Origin of the sequence: Pseudoxanthobacter sp., from assembly GCF_036822375.1 — a bacterium.
In the GTDB taxonomy this organism is placed as follows: Bacteria; Pseudomonadota; Alphaproteobacteria; order Rhizobiales; family Segnochrobactraceae; genus Pseudoxanthobacter.
This window is the reverse complement of sequence record NZ_DAISHT010000125.1, coordinates 1-10,063: the sequence shown is the minus strand read 5'-3', so window position 1 is coordinate 10,063 and position 10,063 is coordinate 1. Positions and strand designations below refer to the sequence as shown.

9 protein-coding genes are annotated in these 10,063 nt (G+C 68.8%); 2 read left to right on the top strand and 7 right to left on the bottom strand.

What is annotated here, in order from left to right; translation table 11 throughout:
- Positions 1-325: 325 nt before the first annotated feature.
- Positions 326-814 carry a DUF2934 domain-containing protein gene (locus tag V7067_RS11955; protein ID WP_334176130.1) on the bottom strand — a complete coding sequence of 163 codons (489 nt, stop codon included), beginning with the start codon at positions 812-814 and terminating at the stop codon, positions 326-328.
- Positions 815-1,199: 385 nt separating this feature from the next.
- Here V7067_RS11955 and V7067_RS11950 point away from each other — a divergent pair, with 385 nt between their 5' ends.
- The gene (locus V7067_RS11950; RefSeq protein WP_334176129.1) at positions 1,200-1,949 is read left to right on the top strand and encodes a DUF2470 domain-containing protein; all 750 of its coding nucleotides are present in this window, start codon (positions 1,200-1,202) and stop codon (positions 1,947-1,949) included.
- Positions 1,950-1,985: 36 nt separating this feature from the next.
- Here V7067_RS11950 and V7067_RS11945 read toward each other — a convergent pair whose 3' ends face one another.
- The 6 genes from V7067_RS11945 to V7067_RS11920 form a co-directional block, all read right to left on the bottom strand.
- Entirely contained in the window at positions 1,986-2,972 is a 987-nt protein-coding gene (locus V7067_RS11945) for a dipeptide ABC transporter ATP-binding protein (RefSeq protein ID WP_334176128.1), read from the bottom strand.
- Positions 2,969-4,000 carry an ABC transporter ATP-binding protein gene (locus V7067_RS11940; protein ID WP_334176127.1) on the bottom strand — a complete coding sequence of 344 codons (1,032 nt, stop codon included), beginning with the start codon at positions 3,998-4,000 and terminating at the stop codon, positions 2,969-2,971. The genes V7067_RS11945 and V7067_RS11940 overlap by 4 nt, the downstream gene beginning before the upstream one ends.
- A 2-nt stretch (positions 4,001-4,002) precedes the next feature.
- Positions 4,003-4,863, bottom strand: coding sequence for an ABC transporter permease subunit (locus tag V7067_RS11935; protein ID WP_334176131.1), 861 nt, complete (start codon positions 4,861-4,863; stop codon positions 4,003-4,005).
- Between the two features lie 59 nt (positions 4,864-4,922).
- Positions 4,923-5,927 (bottom strand): ABC transporter permease subunit, encoded by a 1,005-nt coding sequence (locus tag V7067_RS11930; RefSeq protein ID WP_334176126.1) that lies wholly within the window; start codon positions 5,925-5,927, stop codon positions 4,923-4,925.
- A gap of 234 nt (positions 5,928-6,161) precedes the next feature.
- A complete protein-coding gene (locus tag V7067_RS11925) occupies positions 6,162-7,760 on the bottom strand; it encodes an ABC transporter substrate-binding protein (RefSeq protein WP_334176125.1) in 1,599 nt (532 codons plus the stop codon).
- Positions 7,761-8,173: 413 nt separating this feature from the next.
- Positions 8,174-8,452 carry a hypothetical protein gene (locus V7067_RS11920; RefSeq protein ID WP_334176124.1) on the bottom strand — a complete coding sequence of 93 codons (279 nt, stop codon included), beginning with the start codon at positions 8,450-8,452 and terminating at the stop codon, positions 8,174-8,176.
- Between V7067_RS11920 and V7067_RS11915 the strand changes: the two genes are divergently transcribed.
- On the top strand, positions 8,412-9,557 hold the full coding sequence (locus V7067_RS11915; RefSeq protein WP_334176123.1) for a GGDEF domain-containing protein: 1,146 nt from the start codon (positions 8,412-8,414) through the stop codon (positions 9,555-9,557). The genes V7067_RS11920 and V7067_RS11915 overlap by 41 nt on opposite strands.
- Positions 9,558-10,063: the final 506 nt, after the last annotated feature.

Below are 10,063 nucleotides of genomic sequence, written 5' to 3'. Positions count from 1 at the left end.
CCAGAGGCTTGCCAGAGTCCAGAGGCTTGCCGGAGTTCAGAGGTTTGCCCGTTAAAAGTCCTGCCAGTCAAAAGTCCTGCCGGATGTCGTTTCCCCGGCCGAAGCTGTGCCGGCTGAAGTCTTATCGCCCGAACGCCTGCCGGGCCGGATTTACCCGCTCCGGGGCGGGTGGCCCCGGCCGGGGTGCCGGTGCGGGTCGTGCCCGTGGCCGGTGGCAACGGCGACGACTGCCGCGCTGCGATATGCGGGCACGGTCGCCGGGCGTCGCCATGCTGCCTGCGCGGGGCCGGCTGGTCCGGCCCCGCACGGTCGCAACGGTGAAGGGTCAGGCCTTGCCGGCCGGTCTGGCAGGGCCCTTGCGGGCGGGCGCCTTCGGCTTCGGCGCGTCGGCCTTTGCCGGTGCGGCTTCGGCCGTCGCGGCCTTCTTGCGCGCGGGGGCGCGGGCGGGTTTTTCAGCGGCCGCCGGGGCTTCGGCGGCCGGGGCCTCGTCCTTCGGTCTGGCGGCGGCGCGGGCGCGCGGCTTGGCGGCCGGCTTCGCCTCGGGCGCCGGCGCTTCGGCAACGGGGGCGGCAGCGGCAGGGGCTTCAGCAACGGGGGCTTCGGCAGCAGGGGCTTCGGCAGCCGGCGCCGCGATGGCCGGGGCCGGATCGGCCACCTCCGGCCCGGTCTCCGGGACCGTGACGCTCATCGTGCTCCAGCGGGCCACGGCAAGGTCCCAGTGCTCCTGCGAGCGGCCGTCCGGGCAGCCTTCCTCAATCCAGATCGCATGCGCGATGGCGCGGATCTGCTCCTCATCCAAGGCCTTGTTCGTCATGGCGCTTGCCTTTCGGTCCTCTGCGTCGCAGCGCGCCGGCCTGACCCGGGCCGGCCGCGCCGGGCTCAGACGGCTGGCGGAAAGTCCGCCGGGCCTGAGAGCCGGGTTATTTCGGTTCCTGCCGCCGCCGACCGGCCGCAACGGGGCGGTGCCGGGCCTGCGCGGACGGTGCCACAGCCGGCGAAACACCGCAAACGGCCTGCACCAAAGCAGGATTCCTGCCAGAGTGGGACGATTCGGCCCCGGCGCGAAGCCATGTCGGGCGGGCCATGTCAGCGCACCGCCGCAATCTTGCCGTTGGCTCCGTTTTATGTGCTAGTGCTTCGCAGGAGCGTTAGCGGCATCGGGCGCGCAGCCAAAGCCGGCCGGAGAGGACAGAAAAACGATGGCAGACAAACCTTTTATCCCGGATGTCGCCGCGCGGGCGCTGGTGCGCAGCGCACGCCTCGGCAGCCTCGGCACGCTTGCGACCGGTGATGGCACGCCGTTCGCCTCGCTTGTCTCGGTCGCAACGATGCCCGACGGCACGCCGCTGGTGCTGATTTCCCGTCTGGCGTTGCACACGCGCAACGCCGAGGCCGACGCCCGGGCCTCGCTTCTGGTCACCGACGGGGCCATTGCCGATCCGCTGGCGGGTGCGCGCGTCACCCTCAGCGGCCGGCTGCGACCGGTTTCCGGGGAGGCCGCGCCGCTCGCCCGCCGGCGCTTCCTCGCCCGCCATCCCTCCGCCGAAGGCTATGCCGCTTTTCCGGATTTCGCCTTCTGGCAACTCGACGTGCAGACCGCGCACCTTGTCGGCGGCTTCGGCCGCATTCATGCGCTGGAAGCCGCCGACGTGCTGATTGACCCGGCCCTCGGCAACCTGTTCGTGGCCGGCGAGGAAGGCGCGGTCGCGCACATGAACGCCGACCACCGCGATGCGCTGGCGCTCTATGCCACGGTGCTGGCGGGGGCGGAGCCGGGCGCGTGGATCGCCACCGGCATCGACCCGTGCGGCATCGACCTGATGACGGAAGACCGCATCCGCGCCGTCCGGGTGGATTTCCCGGCACCTGCGACCGAACCCGGCAGCCTGCGGCCGGCGCTGGTGCAACTGGCCCGGCTGGCGCGCGAACAGGCGGAAATTGCCGCCTGAATGACGCCGCCTGACCGAAGGGGCGGCCGGCCGGCTTTAGACGGCCGCCTCGGCCGCCTCAGCCTCCGCCACCCAGCAGGCGACCTGCCGGCCGGCGATTTCCTTCGCCGCCGGCCGTTCGTTCTCGCACCGCCCGATGCGCCGCCAGCAGCGCGGGTTGAAGGCGCAGCCCGGCGGCGGGGCGAACGGCGAGGGCAGCTCGCCCCTGAGCACGATGCGGTTGCGCGCCCGGTCGGGATCGGCCGAGGGCGTGGCAGAAAGCAGGGCCTCGGTATAGGGGTGCTTCGGCGCGCTGAAGATGGTCTCGCTGTTGCCCTGTTCCACCGCGCGGCCGAGATACATCACCAGCACGTCGTCGGCGATGTGGCGCACCACCGACAGGTCGTGGCTGACGAACAGATAGGCGAGGCCCAGCTCGTCCTGCAGGTCGGCCAGCAGGTTCAGCACCTGCGCGCGCACCGACACGTCCAGCGCGGAAACCGGCTCGTCGAGCACCAGAATGCGCGGCTTCAGGATGACCGCCCGGGCGATGGCGATGCGCTGGCGCTGGCCGCCGGAAAACATGTGCGGAAAGCGGTCGGCGTGCTCCGGCCGCAGCCCCACCTTCTCCAGCATGGCCACCGCCTCGGCGCGCCGGTCGGCGGCGCTCATGGCGGTGTTGATCTCCAGCGGCTCGGCGATCTGGGTCGCGATGGTCTGGCGCGGATTGAGCGAACCGTAGGGGTTCTGGAACACGATCTGCACGTCGCGGCGCAGCTTCTTCAGCGCCGCGGCGCCGGCATGCATCACGTCGATGCCGTCGATCTTCAGAGTGCCGGCGGTCGGCCGCTCGATCATGGTGATGAGGCGGGCGAGGGTGGACTTGCCGGACCCGGATTCGCCCACCACCGCCAGCGTCTGGCCGGCGGAAAGGGTGAAGCTCACATCGGCCAGCGCGTGCACGATGCCCGGTTTGCGGAAGGCGCCGCGCGCCACCTCATAGGTGCGGGCAAGGTTGCCGGCCTCGATCAGCGGCGCGCTCATGCCGGAACTCCCTGCTGCTCGGCGGGAAAGGTGGGCCGGCCGCCGACGAGCGGAAAATGGCAGCGGGCATAGCCGAGGCTGGCGGCGGCGCGGTCGGGCTCCTTCAGCCGGCACAGCGGCTGCGAGAAGCGGCAGCGCGGCTCGAACAGGCAGCCGGGCGGCCGGTCGAAGGCGCCCGGCACCACGCCGGGGATCGCCGGCAGGCGCCGCTCGGTCGCCCGCTCCGGCAGCGCATCGAGAAGGGCGGCGGTGTAGGGGTGGTGCGGATCGCGGAACAGGCTGGCGGTCGTTGCCCGCTCCACCTGCTGGCCGGCATATTGCACCACCACCTGATGGGCGGTTTCCGCCACCACGCCCATGTCGTGGGTGATCAGCACCAGCGCCATGCCGGTCTCGGCCTGAATGCGGGTCAGGAGATCGAGGATCTGGGCCTGAATGGTCACGTCCAGTGCGGTCGTCGGCTCGTCGGCGATCAGCAGCTTGGGGCTGGCGGCAAGCGCCATGGCGATCATCACGCGCTGGCTCATGCCGCCCGACATCTGGTGCGGAAAGGCGGTGAGGCGCCGCTCCGGGTCCGGGATGCCGACGAGATCCAGCAGTTCCACCGCGCGGGCGTGGCGGCGGCGCCGGTCGAGCCGGAGGTGCGTCTTCAGAACCTCGCCGATCTGGAAGCCGATCGTGAAGCACGGGTTCAGGCTCGACATCGGCTCCTGAAAGATCATCGCCATCTCATGGCCGACGATGCGGCGCCGTTCGCGCGCGGCCATGGTCTTCAGGTCGCGGCCGTCGAACATCATGCGGCGGGCGGTGATGGTGGCGGTGGGCGGCAGCAGGCCCATCACCGCCAGCATGGCGACCGACTTGCCGGAGCCGGATTCGCCGACGATGGCCGTGACCTCGCCCATCGGCACGTCGAGGGAGATGCGGTCCACGGCGCGGAACGGGCCCGAGCGGGTGGCGAATTCCACCGTCAGGTCTTCGATCTCCAGCACCGTGCGGCGGGCGGAATCGTGCGCTCTGTTCACCATCGTCAGCCCCGCTTCAGCTTGGGGTCGAGGGCATCGCGCAGGCCGTCGCCCATCAGGTTGATGGCCAGCACGGTGATGAGAATGGCAAGGCCGGGGAAGGTGACCACCCACCACGCGCGCAGAATGAACTCGCGCGCTTCCGCCAGCATGGTGCCCCATTCCGGGGTGGGGGGCTGGGCGCCCATGCCGAGGAAGCCCAGCGCCGCCGCCTCGAGAATGGCGTTGGAGAACGACAGCGTCGCCTGCACGATCAGCGGCGCGACGCAGTTGGGCAGAATGGTCCGCACCATGATGCGCAGCGGTCCGCCGCCGGCGGTTCTGACCGCCGTCACATAATCGCGCTCGCGCTCCGCCAGCACCGAGCCGCGGGTGAGGCGGACGAAATGCGGCTGCAGCACCAGCGCGATGGCGATCATGGCGTTATCCAGCCCCGGCCCCAGAATGGCCACCAGCACCAGCGCCAGCAGCAGCGAGGGAAAGGCGAGGATGACATCCATGATGCGCATGATCACGATATCGACCCAGCCGCCGACGAAGCCGGCGATCAGCCCCAGCGCCACGCCGGAAACCAGCGACAGCGAGACCACGACGAGGCCGATGAACAGCGAGTAGCGCGCGCCGTAGATGAGGCGGGAAAGCATGTCGCGCCCGACGGCGTCGGTGCCGAGCAGGTAGGCGGCCTTGCCGCCTTCCACCCACGCCGGGGGCAGCAGCAGGGCCTCGCGGTTCTGCAGGTCCGGCGGCCAGGGGGCGATGAGCGGGGCGAAGATGGCCACCAGGATGAGGGCCACGAACACCGCGAGGCCGGCGACCGCGCCGCGGTTTTCCGAGAACGAGGCCCAGACCTCGCCCAGCGTGGTCATCAGCGGGTGGGCGCCGCGGCCGGAAGAGACGGTGGTATCGCTCATGAGACCGGTCCCCGTCAGTGGCGGATGCGCGGGTTGACGAGGCCGTAGGCCACATCCACCAGCAGGTTGACGATCATGATGATGGCCGCGATCAGCAGCAGTCCGCCCTGAACCGCGGGATAGTCGCGGCGGAACACCGAATCCACCATCCACTTGCCGACACCCGGCCACGAGAAGATCGTTTCCGTCAGGATGGCGCCGGCCATCAGCATGCCCATCTGCAGGCCGATGGTGGTGATGACCGGGATCATGGCGTTGCGCAGCGCATGCAGGCCGATGACCCGCAGCGGCGACAGACCCTTGGCGCGGGCGGTGCGCACGTAGTCCTCGCCCAGCACCTCCAGCATGGCCGAGCGCGTCTGGCGCGCGATGACGGCGAGCGGAATGGTGCCGAGCACGATGGCCGGCAGGATCAGGTGCGACAGCGCGGAGCGGAACGCGCCCTTCTCGCCGGAAAGCAGGCTGTCGATCAGCATGAAGCCGGTCGGGGTCGGAAAATAATACATGAGCGAGATGCGGCCCGAGACCGGCGTCCATTTGAGGATGCCGGAAAACAGGATGATCAGCAGCAGGCCCCACCAGAAGATCGGCATGGAATAACCGACCAGCGCCGTGCCCATGACCGAGTGGTCGAACACCGAACCGCGCCGCACGGCGGCAATCACGCCGGCGGGAATGCCGACCGCGATCGCGAACACCATGGCGCAGAAGGCCAGTTCCAGCGTGGCGGGAAACAGCGTCATGAATTCCGACAGCACCGGCGCCTTGGAGACGATGGAAACGCCAAGGTCGCCGTGCAGCACGTTCCACAGGAAGACGGCGTACTGGTCCCACACCGGCTTGTCGAAACCGAAGCGGGCCATCAGCTCGGCATGGCGTTCCGGCGAGATGCCGTGCTCGCCCGCCATCACGATCACCGGATCGCCCGGCAGCAGGCGGATGAACAGAAACGCCACCAGCGTGACCCCGATGAAAGTCGGGATCAGCACGGCGAGGCGCTTGGTCAGAAATCGCAGCATGGCTTGCAGTCTCCCGCCCGATGGTCGGTTCCCGGGTGCCTTCTGTCAGGCTGTCGCGTGTGAGGCTGTCGTGAGGCTGCCCACGGAGGCCTGCGGCGGACCGTGCCGCACGGTGCCCCGGCTTTTGCGCCGGGCCGGCTGCCCCGGCGCCAAAGCCGGGACAGCCGCTGACAGGATGCCGGCCCCCTTGCGGGGGCGCGGGCTCACTCTTGCGGGCTCAGTCCTGATGCGGGCTCAGTCCTGAATGTCGGTGCCGTCGAAGCGGTGAATGCCGAGCGGGTCGATCTTGTAGCCGATCACGTTCCTGGTGGTCGGCACGGTCACCGTGGAATGGGCCATGGTCGCCCACGGGGCCTGCTCCTTGAAGATCACCTGCGCCTGCTCGTAGAGCTTGGCGCGTTCGGCCTGATCGGGCAGGGTGCGCGCCTTCACGATCAGCTCTTCGAACGGCTTGTAGCAGAACTCCGCCACGTTGTTGGAGGTGCCCACGCCGTCGCACGACAGCAGCACGCCGAGGAAGTTGTCCGGGTCGCCGTTGTCGCCGGTCCAGCCGAGCAGGATGGCGCCGTCGTGGTCCTTGTCGCCGGAGCGCTTCAGGTATTCGCCCCATTCATAGGAGACGATCTCGGCCTTGACGCCCACCTTGGCGAAATCGGCCTGAATCATTTCCGCCATGCGGCGGGCATTGGGGTTGTAGGGGCGCTGCACCGGCATCGCCCAGATCTTCATGGTCAGATCCTTGACGCCGGCTTCCTCAAGCAGCTTCTTCGCCGCTGCCGGATCATACGGGTCGTCCTTCACCGCGTTGTTGTAGGACCACATCGTCGGCGGGATCGGGTTCTTGGCCACCGTGCCGGTGCCCTGGAACACCGCTTCCACGATGGCATCCTTGTCCATCGCCATGTTCAGGGCGCGGCGCACGCGCGGGTCGTCGAACGGCTTCTGCAGCGTGTTGTAGGCGAGGTAGCCGATGTTCAGGCCTTCCTGCTGCATCACGTTCAGGTCGGCGTTCTGCTTCAGGCCCGCGATGTCGGCCGGGTTGGGGTAGGGAATGACATTGCATTCGCCGGCCTTCAGCTTCTCGGCACGGATGGAGGCATCCGGCGTGATGGCGAAGATCAGCGTATCGATCGGGCGCGCGCCGGCCCAGTAATCCGGAAACGCCTTATAGCGGATCACGGCATCCTTCTGGTAGTTGACCAGCTGGAACGGGCCGGTGCCGACCGGATTCTGGTCGAACGCTTCGGGCGTGCCGGCCTTCAGCATCGCGTCGGCATATTCCTTCGACACGATGGAGGCGAAATCCATGCCGAGATTAGCGATCATCGGCGCGTTCGGCGTGTTGAGGACGAATTTAACCGTGTAGTCGTCGACCTTGTCGATGGACTTCAGCAGCGACGGCATCGACATCGCTTCGAAATATTCATACGAGCCGTTGCTGACGGCGTGGTAGGGATTGTCCTTCTTCCACTGGCGATCGAACGTAAAGATCACGTCATCCGCGTTCATGTCGCGGGTGGGCGTGAACTTGTCGTTGCCCTGAAACTTCACGCCCTTGCGCAGGTGGAAGGTGTATTCCTTGCCATCGGGGGAAACTTCCCACGATTCCGCCAGACCGGGTTCGATCTCGGTGGAGCCGTGCTTGAACTCCACGAGGCGGTTGAACATCGTGCGGCTGACCGCATCGAAGGTGGTGCCGGAGGTGTAGAACGCCGGGTTCCAGCCCTCGGGGCTGCCCTCGGAGCAGTAGACCAGCGTCTTGGCGGACGCGGCCTGCGAGACGGCGAGACAGGTGGAGAAGGCCAGAAGGCCGGCCAGAGTTCGCAAACGCATTCCAATGCTCCTCAAAGGTTTGTTGTGCCGCGCCCGGCCGGATTGCGCCGGCGTTGTGCTGCCGTGGCGCCCGCGGGGCGGTCGTTCCGATAGGCAGCCGACCGACATCCGGCTTGTGCGGCCCCGCCCGCGCACAGGGCAGAGGCGGCGCCGCCTTGCAGCCGGCCTCGTCATGCGGCCGGCTTCGGGCACCGGTCGCGGTGTTGCATGGGCACGTCCAGAACGGTCGGGCACGGCAGAAAGCACCGCCGTCGGCGCAGCCCGGGCGGCCCCGCCGGCGGCCGGACCGCCGGCACACGAACGACATGTTAGGGAGGCCGCAGGCGGCCGCCAAGCGGCGGAATGCGGATTCCGGCGCCGGGGCCTGAGCCGCGTTGACGCGGCGTTGCCGTCCGGCGGCCGCGAAAAGGCCGTCATTCCCGGCGCATTGCCTTGAAAAAGCCGTCCGGCAGCATTGCGGATCGCCCATCGCGGGCGGCCGTGCCGGTCTGCAACCTTATCCACAGAATCGCGATGCGGTCCGGCGGGGCCGCGCTGCCGCGCCCGCAGCCGGTGCCGACGAAAGCGCGCGCGGCCGCAGTTTTTTTCAGTACCACGCGGTACCGGGCAGCGCGTATATTACCGACAATAACGGCCTTCTGTGCGGCACTGATGGACAGCGCGACCTTTCTGCTCGCAATCAACATCACCATCGGCATGGCCTTCGGCCTTTGCTTCGTCGTGCTTGCCGGGCGGGCGGCGACGCGGCGCGGGCTGTGGTTCGTCGCCGGCTTTCTGTGCGCCAGCGGCACGGCGCTGGCGGAGATTGCCGCCCGGTTCGGGTTTCCGCCGCGGCTCGCCTCGTTCCTGTCCTTCGCCTGCCTCGTCGTGGCGCTCGTGCTGATCGCCGAAGGCGTCAGCCGCTATTTCACCCGCCTGGTCCGGTTTCGCACGCTGGTGGCTTTTGCGGCGGCGGCGTGTGCGTTCAAGGTGGCGGTTCTCGATTCTGTCGCGCGCGACAGTCTCGTTCATGCGGTCGGCTACCAGCTTGCCTTTGCCGTGCCCGCCGCCGTGGCCGCCGCTTCGGCCCTTGCCGCGCCGGGGCGGGGGCTGGCAGGGCTTGCCACGGGCGGCGTCTTCGCGGCGATCGCCGTGCAGTTTCTGCTCAAGGCCCATCTGGCGATGCTGATGACGACCGGCACGGCGGTGCAGTCCTATGCGGTGTCGCGCTATGCGTTCTATTCGCAGACGGCGGGCGCGATCCTGTCGCTGCTGATGGGGCTGAGCCTGCTGGCGGTTGTCGGGCGGGAAGTGCTGCGCGACCATCTCACCCGGTCTGAGACCGACATGCTGTCGGGCCTGCCGGTGCGCCGGGCGTTTTTCGAGCGGGCGGAGGCGGCCGCGGCCCGGCCGGCCTTTGCCGGCCATCTGGTGATCTGCGATCTCGACCGCTTCAAGGCCATCAACGACACCTTCGGCCACAGTGCCGGCGATGAGGTGATTGCCGCATTCGGCCGCCTGCTGCGCGCCGGAACCGGCGCGGCCGGCGTGTGCGGCCGCCTGGGCGGCGAGGAATTCGCCGTGCTGCTGCCGGGCGCGGGCGAGGCGGCGGCCATCGCCTTCGTGCAGGCCCTGCGCAGCGCCCTGCAGCGGGAGCGATATCGCCTGCTGCCGCCGGACTATGCGGTTACGACGAGCTTCGGCCTTTGCGCAGTCGGCGCACAGGGCATTGCGGCAGCCATGCACGAGGCGGACCGCGCCCTTTATGCCGCCAAGGGCGGCGGTCGCGATACCTTCCGGCTTGCGACGCCGATCTGACGGCCGGCTGCCGCGACCTCTGATGACCGTTGCGCAGCGCGCATCGGACCCTGCCGCGCCCTGAGCGGCGACGGCTGCCGCCGGCGCAGCCGGTGCCGGCCGCTGCGGCCTTTTTCGTCCGGCCGGTGCCGGTTGAGGGCGGCCCTGCGGCTTCCGCGCCGGTTCAGCGCCGGTGCGCCGGCCGCGATGCGGTAACCGGTTGCGACCGCCAGCGGCATTCCGTCCCGTCCGTCCGCTTTATCCCGTCATGCGGCGTCGCGGTCTCTTGTGCAGCGCAGCGAGATATGGAACTTTCGTCGCGCCTGAGGTACGCACACGGTCGGGCCGTCGGCGTCGCAGGGTTTGATATATTTGGTCAAATCGCGCATGGAGCCCATGTTGCGGCACGACCGGCGTTGTGTGTCGGGGCCGCCTTGCGGTGCGGACCCGGCGGAAGATCGATTCGAGAGGAAGTTCCGCGTGCAAACCAGAAAGATTCGCCGCCTTCTCGTTGCCAATCGTTCGGA

Bases quoted from the DNA above. Each gene is read 5' to 3' on its own strand.
- V7067_RS11955 (WP_334176130.1), bottom strand. From the start codon at position 814: ATGACGAACAAGGCCTTGGATGAGGAGCAGATCCGCGCCATCGCGCAT.
- V7067_RS11950 (WP_334176129.1), top strand. From the start codon at position 1,200: ATGGCAGACAAACCTTTTATCCCGGATGTCGCCGCGCGGGCGCTGGTG.
- V7067_RS11945 (WP_334176128.1), bottom strand. From the start codon at position 2,972: ATGAGCGCGCCGCTGATCGAGGCCGGCAACCTTGCCCGCACCTATGAG.
- V7067_RS11940 (WP_334176127.1), bottom strand. From the start codon at position 4,000: ATGGTGAACAGAGCGCACGATTCCGCCCGCCGCACGGTGCTGGAGATC.
- V7067_RS11935 (WP_334176131.1), bottom strand. From the start codon at position 4,863: ATGACCACGCTGGGCGAGGTCTGGGCCTCGTTCTCGGAAAACCGCGGC.
- V7067_RS11930 (WP_334176126.1), bottom strand. From the start codon at position 5,927: ATGCTGCGATTTCTGACCAAGCGCCTCGCCGTGCTGATCCCGACTTTC.
- V7067_RS11925 (WP_334176125.1), bottom strand. From the start codon at position 7,760: ATGCGTTTGCGAACTCTGGCCGGCCTTCTGGCCTTCTCCACCTGTCTC.
- V7067_RS11915 (WP_334176123.1), top strand. From the start codon at position 8,412: ATGGACAGCGCGACCTTTCTGCTCGCAATCAACATCACCATCGGCATG.
- V7067_RS11920 (WP_334176124.1), bottom strand. From the start codon at position 8,452: ATGGTGATGTTGATTGCGAGCAGAAAGGTCGCGCTGTCCATCAGTGCC.